The 23,789-nt window shown below is 34.2% G+C and carries 23 protein-coding genes; 13 read left to right on the top strand and 10 right to left on the bottom strand.

What is annotated here, in order from left to right:
• Positions 1-10: 10 nt before the first annotated feature.
• Positions 11-772, bottom strand: coding sequence for a DUF4271 domain-containing protein (locus tag JHL15_RS01890; protein ID WP_262895613.1), 762 nt, complete (start codon positions 770-772; stop codon positions 11-13).
• Here JHL15_RS01890 and JHL15_RS01885 point away from each other — a divergent pair.
• The 4 genes from JHL15_RS01885 (at position 756) to JHL15_RS01870 (ending at position 4,241) form a co-directional block, all read left to right on the top strand.
• Positions 756-1,472 (top strand): polyprenol monophosphomannose synthase, encoded by a 717-nt coding sequence (locus tag JHL15_RS01885; RefSeq protein ID WP_200242127.1) that lies wholly within the window; start codon positions 756-758, stop codon positions 1,470-1,472. The two genes, JHL15_RS01890 and JHL15_RS01885, sit on opposite strands and share 17 nt — an antisense overlap.
• Before the next feature lie 85 nt (positions 1,473-1,557).
• A complete protein-coding gene (locus tag JHL15_RS01880; RefSeq protein WP_200242124.1) occupies positions 1,558-1,926 on the top strand; it encodes a DUF4296 domain-containing protein in 369 nt (122 codons plus the stop codon).
• Positions 1,927-1,988: 62 nt separating this feature from the next.
• On the top strand, positions 1,989-3,119 hold the full coding sequence (tgt, locus tag JHL15_RS01875; protein WP_200242121.1) for a tRNA guanosine(34) transglycosylase Tgt: 1,131 nt from the start codon (positions 1,989-1,991) through the stop codon (positions 3,117-3,119).
• A gap of 9 nt (positions 3,120-3,128) precedes the next feature.
• Positions 3,129-4,241, top strand: a complete 1,113-nt coding sequence (locus tag JHL15_RS01870; protein WP_200242118.1) for an LptF/LptG family permease — start codon at positions 3,129-3,131, stop codon at positions 4,239-4,241.
• Here JHL15_RS01870 and JHL15_RS01865 read toward each other — a convergent pair.
• A complete protein-coding gene (locus JHL15_RS01865; protein ID WP_200242116.1) occupies positions 4,235-4,948 on the bottom strand; it encodes a biotin--[acetyl-CoA-carboxylase] ligase in 714 nt (237 codons plus the stop codon). The two genes, JHL15_RS01870 and JHL15_RS01865, sit on opposite strands and share 7 nt — an antisense overlap.
• 86 nt (positions 4,949-5,034) lie before the next feature.
• Here JHL15_RS01865 and rsfS point away from each other — a divergent pair, with 86 nt between their 5' ends.
• The 5 genes from rsfS to JHL15_RS01840 all read left to right on the top strand — a co-directional run bounded on the left by rsfS (position 5,035) and on the right by JHL15_RS01840 (position 9,678).
• Positions 5,035-5,403, top strand: a complete 369-nt coding sequence (rsfS, locus tag JHL15_RS01860) for a ribosome silencing factor (protein ID WP_200242114.1) — start codon at positions 5,035-5,037, stop codon at positions 5,401-5,403.
• Between the two features lie 15 nt (positions 5,404-5,418).
• Entirely contained in the window at positions 5,419-7,407 is a 1,989-nt protein-coding gene (gene ftsH / locus JHL15_RS01855; RefSeq protein WP_200242108.1) for an ATP-dependent zinc metalloprotease FtsH, read from the top strand.
• 135 nt (positions 7,408-7,542) lie between these two features.
• Complete coding sequence (locus JHL15_RS01850; RefSeq protein WP_200242107.1) at positions 7,543-8,124, top strand: LUD domain-containing protein; 582 nt, start codon at positions 7,543-7,545, stop codon at positions 8,122-8,124.
• A gap of 24 nt (positions 8,125-8,148) precedes the next feature.
• Entirely contained in the window at positions 8,149-9,021 is an 873-nt protein-coding gene (locus JHL15_RS01845; protein WP_200242106.1) for a phosphatidate cytidylyltransferase, read from the top strand.
• A gap of 3 nt (positions 9,022-9,024) precedes the next feature.
• Complete coding sequence (locus JHL15_RS01840) at positions 9,025-9,678, top strand: phosphatidylserine decarboxylase family protein (protein ID WP_200242104.1); 654 nt, start codon at positions 9,025-9,027, stop codon at positions 9,676-9,678.
• 179 nt (positions 9,679-9,857) lie between these two features.
• Here the strand turns inward: JHL15_RS01840 and JHL15_RS01835 are convergent, their stop codons facing one another.
• The 4 genes from JHL15_RS01835 to JHL15_RS01820 form a co-directional block, all read right to left on the bottom strand.
• Positions 9,858-10,208: a DUF1801 domain-containing protein gene (locus JHL15_RS01835; protein ID WP_200242101.1), complete on the bottom strand. Its 351-nt coding sequence runs from the start codon at positions 10,206-10,208 to the stop codon at positions 9,858-9,860.
• Positions 10,209-10,231: 23 nt separating this feature from the next.
• On the bottom strand, positions 10,232-12,070 hold the full coding sequence (locus tag JHL15_RS01830) for an ABC transporter ATP-binding protein (protein WP_200242098.1): 1,839 nt from the start codon (positions 12,068-12,070) through the stop codon (positions 10,232-10,234).
• A 53-nt stretch (positions 12,071-12,123) separates the two neighbouring features.
• On the bottom strand, positions 12,124-13,047 hold the full coding sequence (locus JHL15_RS01825; protein WP_200242095.1) for a M28 family peptidase: 924 nt from the start codon (positions 13,045-13,047) through the stop codon (positions 12,124-12,126).
• Between the two features lie 174 nt (positions 13,048-13,221).
• On the bottom strand, positions 13,222-13,611 hold the full coding sequence (locus tag JHL15_RS01820; protein WP_200242092.1) for a DUF4293 family protein: 390 nt from the start codon (positions 13,609-13,611) through the stop codon (positions 13,222-13,224).
• Positions 13,612-13,754: 143 nt separating this feature from the next.
• On the opposite strand from JHL15_RS01820, the gene rho reads away from it, so the two are divergent.
• Both rho and JHL15_RS01810 read left to right on the top strand, forming a co-directional pair.
• A complete protein-coding gene (gene rho / locus JHL15_RS01815) occupies positions 13,755-15,557 on the top strand; it encodes a transcription termination factor Rho (protein ID WP_200242087.1) in 1,803 nt (600 codons plus the stop codon).
• 176 nt (positions 15,558-15,733) lie between these two features.
• Positions 15,734-16,330, top strand: a complete 597-nt coding sequence (locus JHL15_RS01810; protein WP_234047663.1) for a superoxide dismutase — start codon at positions 15,734-15,736, stop codon at positions 16,328-16,330.
• Between the two features lie 48 nt (positions 16,331-16,378).
• Here JHL15_RS01810 and JHL15_RS01805 read toward each other — a convergent pair whose 3' ends face one another.
• Positions 16,379-16,801: a DUF6146 family protein gene (locus tag JHL15_RS01805; protein WP_200242084.1), complete on the bottom strand. Its 423-nt coding sequence runs from the start codon at positions 16,799-16,801 to the stop codon at positions 16,379-16,381.
• Positions 16,802-16,831: 30 nt separating this feature from the next.
• The gene (locus tag JHL15_RS01800; RefSeq protein ID WP_200242081.1) at positions 16,832-18,019 is read right to left on the bottom strand and encodes an endonuclease/exonuclease/phosphatase family protein; all 1,188 of its coding nucleotides are present in this window, start codon (positions 18,017-18,019) and stop codon (positions 16,832-16,834) included.
• 216 nt (positions 18,020-18,235) lie between these two features.
• Here JHL15_RS01800 and JHL15_RS01795 point away from each other — a divergent pair, with 216 nt between their 5' ends.
• Positions 18,236-21,103 (top strand): carboxypeptidase-like regulatory domain-containing protein, encoded by a 2,868-nt coding sequence (locus JHL15_RS01795; RefSeq protein WP_200242077.1) that lies wholly within the window; start codon positions 18,236-18,238, stop codon positions 21,101-21,103.
• 31 nt (positions 21,104-21,134) lie between these two features.
• Entirely contained in the window at positions 21,135-22,436 is a 1,302-nt protein-coding gene (locus tag JHL15_RS01790) for a DUF5689 domain-containing protein (RefSeq protein ID WP_200242074.1), read from the top strand.
• 66 nt (positions 22,437-22,502) lie between these two features.
• Here the strand turns inward: JHL15_RS01790 and JHL15_RS01785 are convergent, their stop codons facing one another.
• Both JHL15_RS01785 and JHL15_RS01780 read right to left on the bottom strand, forming a co-directional pair.
• Complete coding sequence (locus tag JHL15_RS01785) at positions 22,503-22,973, bottom strand: DUF6702 family protein (RefSeq protein WP_234047662.1); 471 nt, start codon at positions 22,971-22,973, stop codon at positions 22,503-22,505.
• A 58-nt stretch (positions 22,974-23,031) separates the two neighbouring features.
• A complete protein-coding gene (locus JHL15_RS01780) occupies positions 23,032-23,784 on the bottom strand; it encodes an LOG family protein (RefSeq protein ID WP_394369163.1) in 753 nt (250 codons plus the stop codon).
• Between the last annotated feature and the right edge of the window lie 5 nt (positions 23,785-23,789).

Here is a 23,789-nt window from a genome sequence, read left to right as displayed (position 1 = left end):
TTGACTTTTATTAAAAAAATAACAATTTCCAAAGCAACAACAATGGTGCAATTTGGAGGGTGCAAATATACAAAAATTTATAATACCATTTTTCAGGTAAGATCTTGTTCTTGTGAAATAAATAGAAAAAAACCTTAAAAATAAATACAAAAGAAAAGAATGCTAAATAATAAAAAAACATTTTATTTCTGTCGATTGGGAAATAATAGTGGGCTACACACAGAATTATTAGTAAAAAAGACAGGATGAAATAAAATTTGGTGGAGGTGAAGTAAAAAATTAACCACTTTTTTGTATCACCTATACTTTGATAAAATAAAAAACCTAAAGTTGATTTTACCAGATAAAAAATACTGATTGCAAACAAACAATATCCAAATTTATTCATTTGGTAACCTAAAATTTGTAAATCGGCAATATATTTTGGAACAATGGGTATGTATTGAGACAATAATACGGCAAAAGTAAGGGTGATCACGCAGGAGGTTACAATCCAGCTCGCTAAGTTATTGCTGGCATCAAAATACTTTTGAAGCAAGAAGTCTTTTAGATTGGCTCCTCTTTCTACGATATTAAACATAAAAAGATATAAAAATATACAGCCCAGCAATATAAAGATTACCCAATCATTGTTCTCAGGAATCCTCACATGGTTTACGAAATTTTGTGATAACAGCAACCTATTGTTTTTTGCAAAATTATAGAATATTTTGTATAAAATAAAAAGGTTAAATAAACTATCTTTGCAAACTGAAATGAAAAAACTTGTCATTATTCCAACTTATAACGAAAAGGAAAATATTGAAAATATTATTTCCGCAGTTTTTGCATTGGAAGATGACTTTCATATTCTTGTGGTAGACGACTCTTCTCCGGATGGAACCGCAGAAATTGTAAAAGATTTACAAAGAAGATTTTCCCATACCCTACACCTATCGGTAAGACATGTTAAAGATGGTTTAGGAAAGGCCTATATTCATGGATTTAAATGGGCTCTTCAAAATAATTTCGATTACATTTTTGAGATGGATGCTGACTTTTCCCATAATCCAGAAGATCTTCCTAAATTATACGAAGCGTGCCTGAAAGCTGATATGGCAATTGGTTCGCGTTATTCAAAAGGGGTAAATGTGGTTAACTGGCCAATGGGTAGAGTATTATTGTCTTATTTTGCATCAAAATATGTGAGGTTCATTTTAGGATTACCTATTCATGACACTACTGCCGGATTTGTATGCTTTTCAAGAAAGGTTCTGGAGAATATAGATTTAGACAATGTAAGATTAAAAGGATATGGGTTCCAAATTGAAATGAAATTCAGGACTTTTAAAAAGGGCTTCAAAATTGTAGAGGTACCTATTATTTTTACCAACCGTATTTTAGGAGAAAGTAAAATGAATGGTGGAATTATACATGAAGCTGTTTTTGGTGTTTTAAATTTAAAATGGAAATCATTAATTAACAAACTATGAAACGGAGTATGACCAAGTTTTCTTATACAGAGAAATATTTCTATACGAAGCTCGACGAGGTCATTAAAAATATAAAAATAAACTGATGAAAAAATTGATTTTTCTTTTTGTTTTGATGTTTGTGTTTTCCTGTAAGAAATACATTGATAAGCCTAAAAATCTTGTGTCTACTGATAAGATGTCAGAGATTCTAACAGACTTGGCGATCAATGATCAGGCGACATTTATGTTTCCGAGTACTAATTTAGAAAGCGGAACCAGATTTGTCCTTAAAACCCACAACGTAAAACCGGATGATTTTGTAGAGAGTTTTAAATACTATGTTGTGGAACAAAAGATGAATGGTATTGCTGATGAGGCACAAAAAATATTATTGAAAAAAGATCCGAAAGCAGATCAATATGTAAAAGATAAAATAAAGAAAAACCAGGTCCTCCCTGTTTTATCAAAATAATGTAGAAAGTATCCATCTGATGAAAATAAATTACAGATGGCAATGAATAATAAAATATACGAATGAAATTTTTTAATATAGAAAAAACCTCTGAGGGAAAGGCTAGAGCCGGAGAACTTATTACTGATCACGGTAAGGTACAGACTCCTATTTTTATGCCTGTCGGAACTGTTGCCAGTGTGAAAACAGTTCACCAAAGAGAATTAAAAGAAGACATTAAAGCCCAGATTATATTAGGGAATACCTACCACCTCTATCTTCGTCCTGGTATGGATGTTATGCAGGAAGCGGGTGGATTACATAAATTCATGAACTGGGATCTTCCCATTCTTACAGATTCAGGAGGTTTTCAGGTGTTTTCACTTTCAGGAAGCAGAAAAATGTCTGAAGAAGGGGTGAAATTCAAATCTCATATTGACGGAAGTTATCATCTTTTTACGCCCGAAAAATCAATGGAGATCCAAAGACAAATCGGAGCCGATATTTTCATGGCTTTTGACGAATGTGTTGCCTATCCTAGCGAATACAACCAGGTAAAAGCTTCCATGGAAATGACGCACCGATGGTTGAAAAGATGCATCGACTGGAATGAGAAGAATCCTGAATTATATGGACATAAACAAAGATTTTTCCCTATCGTTCAGGGATCTACATATTCTGATCTAAGAAAAATTTCTGCTGAAGTTATTTCAGAAGCAGGAGCTGAAGGAAATGCAATTGGTGGACTTTCTGTGGGAGAACCGGAAGAAGAAATGTACAGAATTACAGATGAAGTCACAGATATTCTACCTAAAGACAAGCCTAGATATTTGATGGGAGTTGGTACCCCTTGGAATATTTTAGAATCCATTGGATTGGGAATCGATATGATGGATTGTGTAATGCCTACAAGAAATGCAAGAAATGCAATGCTTTTCACATGGCAAGGAGTAATGAATCTAAAGAATGAAAAATGGAAGAAAGATTTTTCGCCTTTGGATGAATTTGGGACAAGTTTTGTAGATAGAGAATATTCAAAAGCATATGTTCGCCATTTGTTTGTTTCAAAAGAATATTTGGGAAAACAAATTGCATCCATTCATAATTTAGCTTTTTATTTAGATTTGGTAAAAGTTGCGAGAGAACATATTATTGCAGGTGATTTTTACGAGTGGAAAAAATCCGTTGATCCTATTCTTAGACAAAGATTATAATAAGAAATTATGTTTACAATTATAGATAGGTATATCATTAAAAAATATCTTGGAACCTTCGGTTTCATGCTCATATTATTGTCTATAGTTGTACTCGTGATCGATGTTCAGCAGAAGATTCCAAGAATAGAAAATGCTACTGCTATTGATGCGAAACTTAATCTTACTTATTTTCTTGTTCATTTTTACCCCTTCTGGATCATCAATCTGGTCATGACCTTCTTATCTATTCTGGTATTTATTTCAGTAATTTATTTTACCTCCAGAATGGCAAATAATACCGAGATTGTAGCTATTATCAGTAGTGGAGCTAGTTTTCACCGTTTTGCAAAACCTTATTTGCTTACCTCTTTATTTATTGCATTTCTCTCACTTGCTGTCAATCATTTTGTTTTGCCTTGGGCTAATATTAAAAAAAATGAACTGGAAGCATATACCTATAATGCAGCGAATAAAGAAAAAGTTTTAGGAACCGCACCAGTTACTGCGCAGCTCAGCAGAACAGAATATATTTTTATCAATTCATGGAATAAAAGAGAAAGAAGAGGATCTGGATTTATTTTTCAAAGATTTGATAAAAACAGGAAAATGCTTTATGAGCTAAAAGCTTCTGATGTATATTGGGATAAGGACAAAAAGCAGTTTGTACTGAATAATTACGCTGAAAAAAATATTAATAAAGATGATTCTGAGAAGCTGAGTAACGGTTCTGAACTGAGGAAAAGCTATGGCCATGCTCCTGAAGAACTCTTTCCTAATGAGCTTTTAGGACAAAATAAAACCACTCCCGAACTTTTGAAATTTATTCAGAGGGAAAAAGAAAAGGGCAACAGTAACCTGAATACCCATTTGAATGAGCTTTATCAAAGAACTTCAATGCCTATTTCCATTGTCATTCTTACATTTTTAGCACTCTCGCTTTCTTCTCAAAAGAAAAGGGGAGGGTTGGGAATTAACCTGGCAATAGGGATTTCGTTGGCTTTTATCTTTGTATTTTCATTTGAAGCCTTAAAAGTGGTTTCAGAAAATAAAAGCATGTCTCCAGCCTTAGCGATGTGGTTCCCGAATATTATCTTTTTTCCAATCGCATTGTATTTGTATATACGAAGAGCTAATCAATAGAGCAGTTTGACCTCTTTGTGATAAAAAGAACGCAGGCCATCTTCTAATTCAATCCAGATGGCTCCCTTTTCATCGGTAAATTTTATAATGCCATTTTGTCTCTTTTTGTCAATTTCAAAAACAGAGATCTCATCCTTTCTGAATAAATGTTGATTGAATTGTTTTAAAACTTCATCTTCAGAAGGAACATTCTTTAGCCTGTCAATCAGGAAATCGTTCAGCTGCATGGTAACATCATTCAGGTCGAATCTTTTATTGATTAGGCTTAAAATTGATCCAGCATTAGAAATTTCATCAAATTTCTCTTGAAGAATGTTGATACCTGCTCCTATAATGAAATAATTCTTTTGATTAATTTTTTTCTTTTCAATCAATATTCCCACTATTTTCTTACTTTTAAGAATAATATCATTAGGCCATTTTATCTTTACATCACAAGCAGTCATATTGGCAAGGAAATCCCTGATAATAATTGCGGTATAATAATTGAACATAAAATCGGAGAGCGTGAAATGATCGGTACTTACAGCCAATGTGTAAGCTAAATTCTTTTCAGCAGTGGAAGTCCACGTATTTCCATATTGTCCACGACCTTTAGTTTGGTTAAATGTATGCAGGGCAATAAAATCTGAATTTTCGTAAAGTAAAAACTTTGAAATTTCGTCATTAGTAGAAGAGCACTCTTTTAGGTAGAATAGTTGAGCCATTAAGAAAACTTTAAGACTTTAAAAGGGTAAAAGTAAGGTTAAAGTAAAGAAAAAACAATAAATTTGCAGATTATAGTATTTTTTTAATGAATAAGACAGTAGAAAAGCAAGAATTAATAGATAAAATCGTTGAAGCTATCCAGGATGTAAAAGGAGAAGACATTATGATCTTTGATCTTTCCAACATTGAGAATTCAGTGGCAGAAACGTTTGTAATATGTAGTGGAAACTCAAACACACAAGTTTCTGCATTAGCAGGAAGTGTAGAGAAGAAAGTAAGAAACGAACTTCAGGATAGACCTTGGCATGTTGAGGGTACAGACAACGCAATGTGGGTTTTGGTAGATTATGTTACAGTAGTCGTTCACATATTCCAAAAGCAGGTACGTGAGTACTATGATATTGAGGAATTGTGGGGTGATGCCAAAATCACCAAAATTGAAAATGAAATTTAATTTTAAAAAGTATAAATGAACAATAAAGGATTTAACTGGTTTTTTCCAATTGCAATCATAGCTCTTTTGTTATTTTTTGGATCCAATTTTTTAGGAGACAACAGTGCAAAAGCTATCGATGAAGATGGTTTCTTCAGAGAAATGCAAACAGGAAAAGTTCAGAATATTATTATATATAAAGACACTGAAAAGGCTGATGTATTTTTGACACAGGCTGCTAAAACAGCAATGGTGAGTAAAACCACCAAAGAAAATAATCCTTTGTCAGCATTCGAAATGGCTCCTAAAGCAGATTACACTGTGAAATATGGAGATCTTCAGCTTTTCCTTCAAAAATTTGATCAGATAAAAGCTGATAATGCAGCTATTAAGACAACCAAAGATTATGGTGCGGGTAAAAATCCTTTTATGGATATTTTATTCTCAGCATTGATCTGGATTGCTATTTTAGGATTATTCTATTTCCTTCTTTTCAGAAAGATGGGTGGAGGTGGAGGCCCTGGAGGACAAATCTTCTCTATTGGTAAATCTAAAGCGAAACTTTTTGACGAAAAAGAAAGAATTCAGGTGACATTTAAAGATGTTGCTGGATTAGAAGGAGCAAAAGAAGAAGTACAGGAAGTTGTAGATTTCTTAAAGAACTCTGAAAAATATACGAGATTAGGTGGTAAGATCCCTAAAGGGGTTTTATTAGTAGGGCCTCCGGGAACAGGTAAAACTTTATTGGCTAAAGCTGTAGCGGGAGAAGCAAAAGTTCCTTTCTTTTCTCTTTCAGGATCAGACTTTGTTGAAATGTTTGTTGGAGTTGGAGCTTCAAGAGTGAGAGATCTTTTTGCTCAGGCAAAAGCTAAATCACCGGCAATTATCTTCATAGATGAGATTGATGCGATTGGACGCGCCAGAGGAAAGAATAACTTCTCAGGAGGGAATGACGAAAGAGAAAATACCCTGAATCAGCTTCTTACTGAAATGGATGGTTTTGGAACTGACGTTAACGTAATTGTAATGGCTGCAACGAACAGAGCTGATATTTTGGATAAAGCATTGATGAGAGCAGGACGTTTTGACCGTTCAATCTATGTAGACCTTCCGGAATTACATGAAAGAAGAGATATTTTTGATGTTCACTTGAAGAAGATCAAATTAGATGAAAATGTAGATAGAGATTTCTTAGCGAAACAAACACCAGGATTCAGTGGAGCTGATATTGCGAATGTTTGTAACGAAGCGGCACTTATTGCAGCGAGAAATAGTCATACATCAGTTACGAAACAAGATTTCCTAGATGCTGTAGACAGAATCATCGGTGGTCTTGAAAAGAAAAATATGGCGATCAAGCCTTCTGAAAAGAAAAGAGTAGCTTATCATGAAGCTGGTCACGCAACAATTTCATGGTTGGTAGAGCACGCGTCTCCACTATTGAAAGTAACGATTGTTCCAAGAGGACGTTCTTTAGGAGCAGCTTGGTATCTTCCCGAAGAAAGACAGCTTACAACTACTGAGCAGATGTTAGACGAAATGTGTGCTACACTGGGAGGTAGAGCAGCAGAGGAGGTGATATTTAATAATATTTCTACTGGTGCATTATCTGATCTTGAAACAGTAACCAAGAGAGCTCAGGCGATGGTAACGATTTACGGATTGAGTCCGAATATTGGTAACATTTCTTACTATGACAGTTCAGGGCAATCTGAATATAACTTTGGAAAACCGTATTCTGAAGAGACTGCTAATAAGATTGATGTTGAAATAAAATCGATTATTGAAAATCAGTATGTAAGAGCAGTACAGATCCTTACAGGAAATAAAGATAAGCTGGATGCTCTGGCAGGTAAACTTCTGGAAAAAGAAGTGATCTTCCGCGAGGATTTAGAGGAAATATTCGGTAAAAGAGCATGGGATCCTGAATTAACAGAGAGACCTGTAACGAATACGATTCCTTTGATAAAGGATAAAGAAGAAGAAAGTGAAATTCAGGCTCCAGAAAGCCCGACTCAACTTTAAAATTCTTAAAAAATAAAAGAAATGAAACCTGGTAATTTCAAAATTGCCAGGTTTTTTCATATTTAAAGCTACATTTTTAGAATCTATTATAATTTATTTTCTATTTTTGTATAAAGTTGACTAAAAAAACATAAGTTGAGTTTATTTAAAAAAATTGTAAGCAAACTAACCAACCAACCTGAGGAGGATGATAGCCAAAGTTTGGAAAAGCTGGGAGATTCGTTGAAAAATGCGGATCTCGACTATAAGTTTGCGCAATTATTTACGCATTCGGGGGGATTTTTTAATTATTGTGCAGATGAAGCGGAAGCTCTACAAACTTTAAATCAAATTATTAAAATAGAAGGTATTCACAATATGTTCTGTTGGGACAAAGAACTTCAGAATTTTTTGAATGTTGTAAAGACTCCCTGTACCTCAGAGCTAGAGCATTCTAATGATGCCGCATTCATTACCTGTGAGTATCTTATTGCTTATGATGGAAGAATTATGTTGTCACATAATAATATTCTTCATTACCACTCATCAAGATTACCGAATAAAATTGTTATCATGGCTAATGTTTCTCAGATTGTAAATAATCTTAATGATGCAATGGGAAAAATAAAGCGGAATGGGAATATTAAAAATCTCACATCAATTAGTGGAAGTCAATCTAAATTAGATACATCTTCTAATTCTAATACAAAACTGTTTTTATTGTTGCTTGAAGATTAAGCATCAATTTCTAAATTATACATTTTGGACAAAAATCTCATTCAAAGAACCATCTCAGGGATTGTTTACATTGCAATTATTATTCTTTGTGTAACCCCATTAGGCGCTCAGCTTATCAATGGTATATCTCCTGGACTAGTTAAACAGGAATATTTGTATTACGGATTGATCACATTTTTAATGATAGTAGGCGCATGGGAATGTGTAAAAATCATGAAGTTTGGAAAGGGCTATGAAAAGTGGATTGTTCTTCCTGTAGTTGCCATTATCTTTTACATGTTCTCGAAAAGATTTTTTTATCACGATTTCTTTTTTGATTTTCGATTAAGTGAAATACTTGCATTGTCTTTAATAGCGATTGCTGTAGTTACTTTATTTAAATATCCCACCGAATTGTACTACGACAGCGGAAAACTGATTTTTACGGTCATATACGTTGCTCTACCGTTTAGTTTTGCATTGGGACTTCCAAAGTATTCCAGTTATGATAGTTCATTTTCTTTAGAAGTATTGTTTTTGTTTATTCTGATCTGGAGCAGTGATACCTTTGCTTACCTAACAGGAAAGTTTTTTGGAAAACATAAAATGGCACCCAAAATATCTCCAAAGAAAACATGGGAAGGATATGCTGGAGGTGTTATTTTAACTTTGGTCTTATCTTATTTTATAGAAAAATATCAACATGACCTTCGTGGAAACTGGATGGTTGTAGGTTTCTTAGTTGCTTCTTTCGCTCCTTTAGGGGATTTGGTAGAAAGCCAGCTCAAAAGAAACTTTGGAGTTAAGGATAGTGGAAACATCATTCCAGGGCATGGTGGTGTATTAGATAGACTGGATAGTTTTTTAATCTGCGTTCCTGTCGTATATTTGTACTTTATTTTAGAAAAATTTATTTAACTCATGAAATTACATAAAGAATCAAAAGGAACGATTACTGTAGCCACAATACTTTTCATTATAATTGGAGCCTTAGCAATTTATTTTCTTAAAATGTGGTCGCTGTTGATCATTTTACCTTTATTGGTTGTTTACAGTTTGGTATTTTGGTTTTTCAGAGTTCCTAACCGGGATATTCTTGATCATAAAGAGAATGTCATTGCACCTGTAGATGGAAAGGTAGTAATGATAAAAGAAGTTGAGGAAACAGAATTCATAAAAGGAAAAGCAATTCAGGTTTCTATTTTCATGTCTCCTTTGAATGTGCATATTTGTAGATACCCTGTTTCAGGAGAAGTGATCTATAAAAAATACCACCCGGGGAAATATCTAGTTGCATGGCACGAAAAATCTTCTACCGAGAATGAAAGAACAACAGTAGCCATTGAAAGTTTAACAAACCATAAAGTTGTTTTCAGACAGATTGCGGGTTATGTTGCCAGAAGAATTGTTTTCTATTGTAATGAAGGAGATCAGGCAAAAGCAGGTCATGAATTTGGTTTCATAAAATTCGGTTCAAGAATGGATGTATTCCTACCTTTAGATACTGAGATTATCTGTAAAATTGGAGATATAACAAAAGGAGGATTGGATGTTATAGCAAAAATGAAAGAATAAATTAATTCAAAAATATATTAAGGACTGTTTCAAAGGAAGCAGTCTTTTTTATTTAAACACAAATGACACGAATATTTTCTCACGAATAGTACAAAAACAACCAATCCTATTTCTGTTAATAAAGACGAGCACGGAAATTCGAGCTTAAAGGTTTGGCCCTTTTCCCTATATCCTAATTCCTAAGCCCTAATAAGCTTTTTCACCTCATTTATAAGCTCTAAAATAAATGGGACAGGTAAATCCTCCTCCATATCAATTAAAAGGATTTTAAACTTCTTTCTGCCTTCCTGCATTAATTCAGGAGCATCCAGTCGGTCGCCGTGATAAAAACTAATGTAATGTTTTTTATGCTTTTTGCTATAATACAGGTAGCATAGCATTTTCTTTTTGTATTTAAAAAATGGGAGACCAAAGCTGAGAGTTTCAGTAATGTTCTCCTGATCAGATTCCAGGATCTTTTTTCTTAAAAACAAAAGAGTACTTCTGGCAGGTTCTTCGATTCTGTAGAAATACTCTTGTATAGGATTCATTTTAAATTGAAATTTAAAAAGATTTAATCAAAATTTTGAAGCTCAACTAATTTGTGGTAAACACCTCTCTTCGCAATAAGATCATGGTGACTACCTTGCTCTACAATGTCTCCTTTTTCCATTACCACAATCCAGTCAGCCTTTTGTATTGTTGAAAGCCTGTGGGCAATAACTAATGATGTTCTGTTTTCCATCATTTTTTCCAAAGCATCCTGTACAAATTTTTCAGACTCCGTATCCAAAGCTGAAGTTGCTTCATCCAAGATCATAATTGGTGGGTTTTTAAGGACTGCTCTTGCGATGGAAACCCTTTGTTTCTGACCTCCTGATAATTTACCACCGTCATCTCCGATATTGGTATCATAACCATTTGGAAGTTGTGTGATGAAATTATCTGCATTGGCAACTTTAGCTGCTGCAATCACCTCTTCTTTGGTCGCTTCAGGTTTACCCATCAGAATATTATTGTAAACAGAATCATTAAATAATACAGACTCCTGAGTTACCATTCCTAAAAGCTTTCTATATTCTTGCAATTTTAGGTGTTTAATATCAGTGTTGTCAATGAGAATTTCACCTTCTGAAACATCATAAAATCTTGCTAAAAGGTTAGCAATTGTTGTTTTTCCACTTCCACTTTGTCCAACCAAAGCAACTGTCTTTCCTTTAGGAATTGTTAAATTGAAATTTTTAAGAATTAGATTATCTTTATCATAATAGAATCCAATATCTTTGAAATGGATATTATTCTGAAGGGTAGATATTGAAACCGGAGCAGCTACTTCTTCAATTTTTACATCTGCATCTAAAATTTCCAATACTCTTTTTAAAGAAGCTTCTCCTTTCTGAACATTAGAAATAGAGGTTGATAAACTTTTTGCGGGAGGTAATATCTGGAAGAACATTCCTAAGAAAACCAGAAAGTCTGCCGGTGAAATGCTTTGCTCCACAATAATTTGCTTTCCTCCATACCATGCAATGATCAAAAATGTGATAGATCCCAAAAATTCGCTCATTGGCGAAGCAAGTTCTTTTTTTCTGCCCAAACTTATGGAGCTGGAAATCCATTTATTCATAGATTTCATGAATCTGGTGTCCATTATTTTCTCAGCATTAAAGATCTTGATAACCTTTGAGGATTTTAAGGTTTCATCTACTATAGAAAATATATTTCCCATCTCGTGCTGAGCCTCATGAGAATCTTTTTTAAGGCTTTTTCCAACCAAAGCGATCATCGTTCCCATTACAGGCAGAACCAGTAATGAAAAAAGAGTCATTTCAGGGCTTAAAAAGAATAATGTTATTAATGTACTGATCAACATAAATGGTGCGTTGATCAAATCTATCAAACTGCCTAAAATATTCCCTTCCACTTCGCCAACGTCATTTGACATACGGGACATCAGATCCCCTTTTCTGCTTTCAGTAAAAAATGAAACAGGTAAGGAAAGTATTTTACGGTACATGGCTCCTCGCAGATCCTTGGTAACACCTACCCGGTAATTAATCAAGAGAAAAGATCCGAAATAACGGAAGGCATTTCTCAAAAGAAACATGAAAGCAGTGATTATACACAGCCATGCAAGTACTTTCAGTGAACCATACTCTGTAACCATACTTTGTACAAAGTAATTAGAATAGTCTTTTATGTAAGAAAAGAAATCAAGAATATCTCCTGAATAAACAGGTGCTGATTCATATTTCTCGGGTTTTATAGTACCAAAAAGCATTCCCAAAACCGGTAAAATAGTTCCTAAAGAAGCTATCTGAAACACAGAATACATAAGGTTGAAGAATAAACTTCCATAAATGTATTTCTGGTGTGGTTTTGCGAATTTTAGTATTTTTTTATATTCGTTCATTAATGAAAAAATTGGAAACGCAAAATTACGTAATTTTAAAAGAGTAGACGTTTTTAATTGAATTTTACCTTATCGTTATATTTTGGAGTAAAATTCTTTGGACTTAATTTTTCTAAAGTCTTCCCTAGATTATTGATGATTTGAGTAAGATTATTAAAATCTACGATGGATACATCATCGCTTTCGTTGTGATAATGAGTAGCTTTGGTCATATCAACTGTGGAAAATGAATGCGCAATTATTTTCTTTTTTACAAAACTTACATTGTCTGATCTGTAGAATAATTGTTGTGAAGCATAGGGGTCAGGATATATTTTTAAACCACCTGCTGCATTTTGATTAAATAATTCATCCAGGTCAGAAAATTCATCACCTGTCATAAATAAAGCATTTTTCCCAAACTGAGATTCTGTAGCAACCATCTCAAAATTGAAGAGAGCAGATAAATTATTGTAGATAGGGTCTAAGTTGGTATCCTTTGAAATAGCTCTGGAACCCAACATTCCTTTTTCTTCTCCATTAAATGCAATAAATGCCATTGAAAATTCAGGAGTCTTGTTTTTGAAATAATCAGCAATTCCTACTAGGGTAGTAATTCCGCTGGCATCATCATCAGCTCCGTTGTAAATGTTATCACCACTTTTTTTACTTGTCCCGATGTGATCAAAATGTCCGGAAAAACCTAGGTATTTATCTGTTTTCCCTTTTTTGATTCCGCAGACATTATACACTGTTTTTCCCTTATACTGGAAAGGAACGAGATAAGAATTTCCTGTACAGTACTCTAAATTGTTTTCTTTAAAAAGCTTGGCAATATAGTTGGCTGCATTATCATTTTCCGGTGTTCCTATTTCACGGCCTTTCATTTCATCAGATGCTAAGGTTGAAAGAACAGTAGTAACTGTACTGGTTTGTACTTCCTGAGCAAATGTAATTACAGAGAAAAGCGAGAAAGTAAGGTAAGCTATTTTTTTCATTGGAATCCTTATTATAAGTTTATATGTCGTTGAATTATAGAAAATGTTGCAGGCTTTTAAAAAAAATATTAAAAAGCCTTTTCATGAGAACCTAAAGGTAACCATTTAAATAGAGATTAAAAATAAAAAACAGCTCCAAAAGAAGCTGTTCTTACTCAAAAAATCGTTGTAAGGTTATCGAAGTCTGTCTACAGATTTTACGAGCCTCTCATCTTTACGGATATAAATGTTTGAAATAAACAAACAAATAATCGCAATCAAAGGGAAAGTAGGCTCAATACCCTTCTCAGGAAATTGAATTCCTCCGGGTAAGTTGAGTAGCCAATAAGCCAATACACCAATCAACAAAGCGTTTATAATAATGCTGATTGTGTTCAGCAAGATTTGTCTTTTTCTGTTTTTAAAACTAAATACACTAAGCAATCCAATCAAAACCAGTGCAATACTTGCACCATCTACAACAGGAATATTACCAAAAACAGCAACATCTTGTCCGGTGATGAAAAGAAAAACCGCAGCTAAAACTGCCAGAAAAGTCCATATAGTTTGTATTCTTTGTAACATGGAATATTAAATTCTGGGCAAAAGTAGCATAAATTTTGCACAATTCAAAAATAAGTGTAGATTTGCATTATACAATGTACTTGAAAACAAAAGTCACCGGACTTACTTTTCTTACTCACAATTAATTACATTTTTACATACATATGTTTAACATTGAAACGTTAAGGTCAAAATCCGTAACGGAATTGACTAAAATCTTAAAAGATTTAGGCGTTAAAGTTGCAAGAAACAGCACTGAAAATGATAAAATTTTTGCTGTTCTTGATTTTCAAGCTTCAAACCCTAAAGTCACCAAAGATTATTTCAACACCACAGAAAACAGTGTAACCACTGAGGAAAAAGCGGTGGAGAAAGAAATTAAAACCCCTGCTAAAAAAGCCGCTCCGAAGAGAACGGCAAAACCTAAAACGGAAAATAAAGTTCCAACAGAAACAGTAACGAGCGCTGAAGAAAAGGTAGAAGAAAAAGAAATTGTTGCTGAAATACCAAAGCAGGAAGAAACTACAGCTTCAGTACCACAAGAAGCACCTGCTTCATCTCAGGCAAAGAAAAAAAGAAAGAGAGTTCTTCCCAATACTGGTAATGCAGAAGCACCAGTTCAAGAAAGAACCGAAGCCCCAAAAAACACAGAGACTCAAGAATCTGCTCCAGCAGAAGAAAAGCCGAATAACCCTCAGCAGGCTAGACCTCAAAAAAGTCACAATCATCCACAGAACAGTGGAAACTCTCATAAAAATCAAAACCAGAATCAAAATCAAAGCCACAATCAGAACCAAAACAGGCATTCTGATAAGCAGGAAGAGCACCACGAATCTAAAAAAGAATTCCATTTTGATGGGATGGTGAGTATAGAAGGTGTTCTTGAGATTCTTCCGGATAATTATGGTTTCTTACGTTCTTCTGATTTTAGTTATATCTCCTCTCCAGATGATGTGTATGTGTCTACTGCACAGATCAGAAATTTTGGATTAAAGACTGGAGATACCGTTAAAGGTATTGTAAGACTTCCAAAAGAAGGGGAAAAATATTTCTCATTATTAAAACCTACTGAGGTCAACGGTCGTGATTTAGCATTTATCAAGGATCGTGTAGCTTTCGAATATTTAACACCACTTTTCCCTGAAGAGAAATTTAATCTGGCAGGAAGCAATTCAACTATTTCTACGAGAATCGTAGATCTTTTTGCTCCTATTGGAAAAGGACAAAGAGCAATGATTGTTGCGCAACCTAAAACGGGTAAAACAATGTTGCTTAAAGATATTGCCAACTCTATTGCAGCGAATCACCCTGAAGTTTATATGATGGTTCTTCTTATCGACGAACGTCCTGAGGAGGTTACTGATATGGAGAGAAGCGTAAATGCAGAAGTAATCGCTTCTACATTTGATGAAGCAGCAGAGAAACATGTAAAAGTTGCCAACCTTGTTTTAGCAAAAGCCCAGAGAATGGTTGAATGCGGACATGATGTGGTTATTTTACTAGACTCAATCACAAGATTGGCAAGAGCATACAATACAGTGACACCTGCTTCAGGAAAGGTTCTTTCCGGAGGGGTAGATGCTAATGCTTTACATAAGCCGAAAAGATTCTTTGGAGCTGCAAGAAAAATTGAAGGAGGAGGATCTTTAACGATTATTGCTACTGCACTTATTGATACAGGTTCTAAAATGGACGAGGTAATCTTTGAAGAATTTAAAGGTACTGGTAATATGGAACTTCAATTAGATAGAAAAATAGCTAACAGAAGAATCTATCCAGCTATTGATCTGGTATCTTCCAGTACAAGGAGAGATGATTTACTTCTTGATGAAGTTACTTCTCAAAGAATGTGGATCTTTAGAAAATACCTTTCTGAAATGAATCCTGTAGAAGCTATGGAATTTGTAAATAAAAACATCAAAGGAACTCTTAATAATGAAGAATTCCTGATGTCTATGAATAGATAGATTAATTTAATATTGTTACATAAAAAGCACAGGTTATAAAATCTGTGCTTTTTACTTTAAATAAGATATTTTGAATCTAATCCATCAATGTTAAAGATTTATTAAAATAATCCGCTATTTTTGATAATCGGTCAATTAATGGCTAACTTTGGAATATAACATTAAAAATAAAAATTATGTCATTTGAATTACCAAAACTAGGATATGCGTATGATGCATTAGAGCCAACAATTGATGCAAAAACTATGGAAATTCACTATACAAAGCACCATCAGGCTTATATAGATAATTTAAATAAAGCAATTGAAGGGACTGACCTAGCTGGAAAAACTATTGAAGAAATCTGCAAAATCGGAACTGATAAGCCTGCAGTAAGAAATAATGGAGGTGGACATTTTAACCACTCTTTATTCTGGGAAATTTTAACTCCTGGAGGAAGCAAAGAACCAGTTGGAAATGTAAAAGCTGCTATCGAAAATTATGGAGGTCTTGAGAAATTCAAAACTGACTTTTCAGAAGCTGCTAAAACAAGATTCGGTTCTGGATGGGCTTGGTTAGTGAAAAATGCAGACGGTTCTGTTTCTGTATCTTCTACTCCAAATCAAGATAATCCTCTAATGCCTGTTGCAGATGTTAAAGGAACTCCGGTTTTAGGATTAGATGTTTGGGAACATGCTTATTATTTAAACTACCAAAACAGAAGACCTGACTATGTTGCAGCTTTCTTTAGCGTAGTAAACTGGGATAAAGTAGAAGAATTATTCAATAAATAATTTTAACTATTTATAAAGCAAAAAGGTTCAGAATTTCTGAACCTTTTTTTAATATCTTGTAACATCACTCCCACTTAATCCATTCATCCGCAGTCCATATTTCCAGTTTACATAAGCAAAGACCTGATAAAGCTTGTACTCAAACTTCAATCCATAATTTTCTTTTGGATCATAACTTATAGATGATTCGATTACATTTCTGTATTTTCCGGAACTGAAATAAGAATTCCACTCACTCACCAATAATGTATTTTTTGATTTTAGATAAGATTCTGAATATTGATTCATTGGTTTAGCAATAGCGCTAAGGAAATAATCGTATTGAGTATCCAAAACATTAATATCCCATTCTCCATCGTCATTCTTCGATGGTTTGATTTCAGATTTCTCTTTGTCGGTTTTAGTCTTGTTTTGTGATGAACAGCTAAGAGGGAGACAAAATATGCATAGTATTAAGATCAGGGTTTTCATACTTATAAAGTTACGCAAAAGTACTTTATACTAAGGTTCTTTTTGAACAATTACAAATGCGGGGAAATGGTCACTGTATCCACCCGTGAATTGATCTCCATTCCATGACCTGAAAGGATAACCTTTATAATTTCCTTCCTTATTGATTAAATAAGGAGGAGCATAAATTTCCGTCTTATAAATAGAATATTCTTTGGTAACCTTATCGGAAATTAGATTTTGAGAGACTATAATTTGATCAAATAGGTTCGGAGTATCTTTGTAAGCTAAAGAGGCAATTCCTTTTTTATACAAAGGATACATCAGATTTAAATAAGGGGTGTTTTCACTTAAATCCTTCGGGTTTCCTACAGCCTTTAAATGATTTTTTAAACTTGAACTCACAGGATCATCATTAAAATCTCCCATTGCAAAAAGTTTCGTCGAAGGGTCAGCTGTTCGTACACTATCCATCTGTTGTTTTAAAAGGGTAGCAGCAGCATTTCTTTTAGGAAGTGAAATTGCTTCACCTCCTCTTCTTGAGGGCCAATGGTTCATAAAGAAAGCCACTTTTTCATTATCTAAAAAGCCTGTAACTACAAGAATATCCCTTGTGTATTCTCTTTTTCCATTTTCATTAAAAATTTTCAGTTCCTTTTTTAATGAGTGGGTTACCGTAAATCTTCTTTTTTGATAGATCAAAGCAACATCGATTCCTCTGTAATCATATGAGTTGTAATGGATAATCCCGTAATCGTATTTTAACAAAGCTGGCTCCTTAATGAGATCCTCAATTACTTGTCTATTTTCAATTTCTATCAGACCAACAATAGCAGGTGCTGTTTTGGTATATTGTGCACCTAGCTCAGAGATTACTTTTGCTTCATTAGCCAGTTTGGTTTTGTAGATTTTAGTGTTGTAATTCTTTGGACTTTTGGGAGTGAATTCATCAGATGCTCCTTGATATCTTACAACTTTTTTTCCTTTAAGCAAAACATCGCTCCACTGGCCACCATATTTTTCATGTTCTAAAAATTGAATGGAATCTATAGGAATACTTCTGTGAAATGCAGGGTTACCAATCGCTTTGGTTCCATCAATATAGTCTGCAGATGGAATAGTATCATATAAGTTTTCAACATTTAAAAAACCTATTGTAACAACCTTTCTCAGTTTCCCTTGCTGTGCATGAGTTATTACTGAAAAAAGAATAATAAAAAGGATAATAATTTTTTTCATCTTGTGTTAAATTAATGGGTTGTTATTACTTTTTAAGTCCTTTCACTTTTAAATATAAGTAAATTAAAAGTAATCCTTTGGCTAGCTTTTACAGAATGAGTTTTTAATTTAAAAATAATTTTAAACGGTTTTGAATTATAAAAATTTGTTAAATTTATGATACTCCATATTTTTAAAGAGTTGAAAATTAATGGGGAACTAAAAAAACACAAGCTTATGATGAAGAAACTATCATTAGTCTCTTTGTTTACTTTATTTCCAGCATCTTGCTATTTTTCACAAACCACAGTGTTTGCTTACTTAAAAGATGTCAATGGAAAGCCTATTGAAAGGGCAGGAGTAGATTTAAAAGGGAATGGAAATGATGTCATGGCCGATAATATTGGATATTTCCAATTTGTCGATGTACAGCCGGGGCATTATCAAATTGTAATTACGAAATCCAATTACGAAACTAAAGTAATGGAGTTCGATGTTTCCGATAAGGAAAAGAGAAAGGATCTGGGGACTATAACCTTGTATTCTAATTTGTTATCCAGTGTGGATCAGGGGTTAGCTATCATTGATAGTGACGACGATGATGGTAATAGCCAAACGTCGACAGTAGGCTTACTTCAATCTTCTCAGGATGTATTTAATCGGATTGCAGCATTTGATTTAGGATTTTATTGGTTTCGTCCCCGTGGGATCGATGGCAGATCTGGAGAAATAATGCTCAATGGTATTTCTATGATCAAGCTTGATAATGGAAATGTAGATTTTGGAAACTGGGGTGGACTCAATGAGATTACAAGGTATCCTGAAATCTCAGTTAACCATGCTCCTTCGGAATATGCATTTGGAGGTAATAGCTCTGTTGTTTATAAAAATACTAAAGCCAGTGAATACAGGAGAGGCTTTCAATTCACTCAGTCTCTCACCAACAGAAATTACAGGAACCGGACGTCTTTACGCTACAGCTCAGGAATGAATAAAAAAGGTTGGGCATTTACGGTAATGGGTGCAAGAAGATGGGCAGAAGAAGGAATACAGGAAGGAACTTTTTATGATGCTTATAGTGCCTATTTAGGGATTGAGAAAAAACTTAGTGATAAGCATAATTTAACATTCAATATTATTGCTGCTCCTTATAGAAGATCTACTGCCAGCCCGAGTACACAGGAAGTGTATAATTACAGGGGAGTACACTATAATTCTTATTGGGGATATCAGGAAGGAAAACAAAGAAGTGAAAGAGTAAGGCAAGGCTTTCAGCCAATTTTTCAGATCCAGGACTTTTGGAAAATCGATAAAAAATCAAGTCTTTGGACTTCTGTTTCTTATCAGTTTGGAAAAGATAGAGGTTCTCGTTTAGACTGGCAGAATGTACAGAATCCTTCTCCGACCTATTATAGAAATTTACCCAGTTATTATGATTCTTTAGATCCTAATGCATCAGAGCCTGCTGGTCCGGATGGAGTAGTGACTGGTATGCAACAGGCTTATCAGACTTCTCTGTCTGCGTGGACTTCAGGAGATCCAAATGTGACTCAATTGAATTGGGATAATCTTTATAGAAGAAATACCCAACAGCCTAAAGGAACATATTATGGGCAGACAGGAAAAAGAGCATTATATTATCTTGTTGATGATGTAAGTGATGATAAAATTTTTAATGTATCTACTCACTTTATCCACAACTTTAATGATACCACTAAGTTTTTACTTAATGCGTCTTATCAAAATTACCGTTCTCAGCTTTATAGGGAAGTAAAAGACCTTTTAGGAGCAGATTTTGTTTTAAACAGGGATCCATTTGCGGCAACAAACCAGCCTGGAAGATCAGGGCTGTTCAATGAAGGAGAAGAGAATGTGACTAAAAAGGTTGGTGACCGATTGACTTATGACTATATCTTTAGGAGACAAGAAATAAAAATTAATCCCGGATTAAAATTTGCAACTGGAAATTTTGATGTATTTGTTTCCGCTCTTGCGGGATATTCGACTTCAAGCAGAGAGGGATTATTCAATCATTATTTATATAAAGACTCTAAAGGGAAGAGTACAGATTACAACTTCTGGAATTACGGATTAAAAGGACAAATCATTTATAAACTGAACGGGCGGAATTTCTTTGTATACAACGGAGCTTACTATTCTCAATCTCCTTATCTGGAGGATTTGTTCATTAATCCCAGAGTTAATAATTCTGTAGCTCCTAATATCAGGAATATGGTCATTAATGCAAATGATGTAAGCTATGTCATCTCCTCTCCGTTTTTAAGGCTCAGATTAACCGGATATTTAGTGGATACAAGTAATGAAACTATGGTGCAAAGATTCTTTGCAGATGGAATTCAACTCAATAATGCAGATGATCAAGGAAATGAAACTTTGGTACAAAGCGCTTTTGTAACTCAGGTAATGACTGATGTTAAAAGAAGAAATTTAGGAGCTGAACTAGGAATTGATATCAAAGTCATACCCACACTTTCTTTACAAGGCTTAATAAGCTATGGACAGTTTACCTATCAGAATGATCCTGTTACTTATTTTGCTTCAGATGCTGCAGGTGTTTTCTCTAATGGTCTCTCTTATATGAATTTGGGGAAAGCCTATATTAAAAACTATCGACAAGGAGGAACTCCACAGCAAGCTTACTCATTAGGATTTAGGTATAACTCTCCTAAATATTGGTGGTTTGGTGGCAATTGGAACTATTTTGATGATAATTATCTGGATCCTTCGGCATTAATCAGAACAGAATCATTTGTTCAGAACAGTAATACTTCAACGCCTTATCATAATCTTACCGAACCTGAGTTAAGAAGAGTACTTGAACCCAATAAGTTGCCTTCTTCCTTGTTTATCAATGCGAATGTCGGTAAATCATGGGTTATTGGGAAGTATTACATTTTATTTTCAGCAACAATGAATAACATACTGAATAACAAAAGATACATTACAGGAGGTTTTGAACAAACCAGGAATGCCAAATTTCCAAATTTTGCCCAGGATAATGATCGGGAGTTTACTTTGTTTGGTCCAAGATATTGGTATACCCAAGGCAGGTCTTATTTCGCTAATCTGCAGTTTAGGTTTTAATTTATAATGCAAACTATTTAAAAAAAACAAAATGAATATAGAAAAATACTTTATTTTATTGGTAGGAGTTGCTTTTGCAGCAATTTCTCTTATCTCGTGTGTGCAAAAAGATGATTGGGAAACGCCTCCTATTAGATGTACAAATAGATTTCCTGAAGCCACAATGACAATGGCTGATTTCAAAGCTCAGACTCCTAAAACTGGTTTTATTTTGATTGAAGAAGATCAGATTTTTGATGGATATGTAATTTCATCTGATGAAAATGGGAATTTTTACAAAACCATTTCTTTTCAGGACAAACCGGAAAATCCAACAGTCGGGTTGCAAATTGAAGTTGATAAACCAGGTAACTATGCTGATCTTCCAGTAGGAGCTCATATAAGAATTAATGCTAGAGGACTGAGATTGGGACTTGATAGAGGAGTAGTGAAAATAGGTTCAGTAGATCCAACTTACCCAATAGGTAGAATACCGGGGGCCTTATTCAGTAGGTATATTTCTGGTGTTTGTAAGGGATCAGGATTGGATATTGCCAATATGGTGCCTCTGAAATTAGATAACTTAAAGCTTACCCAGGATGTTAATTATTTGAATATGCTGGTTAGGGTATCCAATGTCCAGTTTGCTCCTTCTGAATTGGGAAAGAGCTATATTAATTATGTTGCCGGATCTGGAGTCGATACGGGTAGAAGTGTTGTTGATGTCAAGGGAAATGCTACTGTACTGAGAAATTCTGGATTTTCTACATTTGGAGCAACTTTACTTCCTGAAGGAAAAGGGGACCTGACGTTTGTAGTCAACCGTTACAATACTTCGTGGCAAATGATGATCAGGAATTTGAATGATGTTCAATTTACTGGTAAAAGATTTTTCTTTGAAGGCTTTGATGGTGGGAACTTGGATAACTGGTTCAATGTAAGTGTAACAGGATCTCAGGTTTGGAATATACAGCAATTTGGAAATCCAAGACCTTGTGTTGTAATGAATGGGCTCAATAATGCTAATGAAGATTGGCTGATTTCTAAACCTATTTCTTTACAAGGGTTTACTGCAGCAACTTTATCCTTCGATACCGATGTGAGGTATAATGGAAATCCACTGGAAGTATTTATTACTGAAAATTATACCGGAGATCCTACGACTACGACATGGATCCCATTATCAGCTGTATTAGATCCAAATGCTTCTTTATTTAATACATGGACATATTCCGGAGATATAAATCTTAATGCTTATCTGAATAAAGATGTTTCTATCGGATTTAAATACACTTCTCTTCCATCCGCTGCTGCCACATGGCAATTGGATAATATAAGAATAGTAGGGGATTGATCAATAAATAATCAAAATTAAAAAAGCCACTACCTAAGTAGTGGCTTAATAATTTAAATTAAATTTTTAAAAAGATACTTCATTTACTTCTTTTCCACGTTGGAAATTCATTGCTTTCTGACTTCCTTTATAAGAGATCGTAACGATATTACTCTGTTTCGGAAAAGCGCTCAGAAGGATCGTATTTTTTATTTTTAAGGTATTGATATCTGAAACACCTCCGGTTTCAAAATATACCCATACAGTTTCTCCGCTTACCTGACTTCCTGTAAATGTTATTGTTTTAGGAGAGCCGTTGACGTACACATCAAAATTATTATTTACATATTTTTTTACTTCTGCTTCAAATCCGGCTGTATTTGGATTGATTTTAATAGCATCGGAAATATGATTCGTATTCATTTTCGTGGTGAACTTCAATGTTTTGCTTCCATCAATATAATCAACTTTTGTCATTGAAGAGAAAAAGTCTACATACATAAAACTCATTAACACAAAAAATGTTAAAATTCCTGATATATATAAAAGTTTTTTCATCTTAATTAATAGATTTACAATCATAATTGTTAGTTATAGGTCACAAATAATATGCCAATTAAAAGTTTACATTCACTGCATACTTGTCATAAAATGCTTTAATGTGTGCTACAGCCTCATCAGCAGTATCTACCACTCTGTAAAGATCCAAATCATCCTCGGCAATCATTCCTTCTTTTAGTAAAGTTGCTTTGAACCAATCCAGTAATCCACCCCAAAATTCAGACCCTACCAATACAATCGGGAACCTTCCTATTTTGTTGGTTTGAATTAATGTGATCGCTTCAGTTAGTTCATCAAGGGTACCAAATCCTCCCGGCATTACGACAAATCCCTGAGAATATTTTACAAACATTACTTTTCTTACGAAGAAGTAATCAAAATTCATTGAATAGGATTTATTGATGTAAGGATTAAAGTGTTGTTCAAATGGAAGGTCAATATTTAACCCAATGGATTTTCCTTTTGCATTAAAAGCTCCTTTATTTCCAGCCTCCATAATTCCAGGACCACCACCGGTAATAATACCAAAGCCTATTTTCGTTATTTTTTCTGCAATTTCTACAGCCATTTCGTAGTATTTACTCTCAGGCTTTAATCTTGCTGAACCGAAAATAGAAACACAAGGTCCTATCTTAGCTAATTTTTCATATCCGTCTACAAACTCAGCCATTACCTTGAAAACCATCCAACTGTCTTTTGTGATGATCTCGTCCCAGGTTTTTTGTCTTAAGCTGTTTTGTAGTTTTGTTTCGTTGATATCAAATTCTGGATTTATTAAACTTTCATCCTTTGTTCCCTCCATTTCCATTGTAA

The organism is Chryseobacterium paridis, from assembly GCF_016595215.1.
GTDB classification, from domain to species: domain Bacteria; phylum Bacteroidota; class Bacteroidia; order Flavobacteriales; family Weeksellaceae; genus Chryseobacterium; species Chryseobacterium paridis.
The sequence above is the reverse complement of the archived record's forward strand: the minus strand, read 5'-3'. Positions and strand labels throughout refer to the sequence as shown.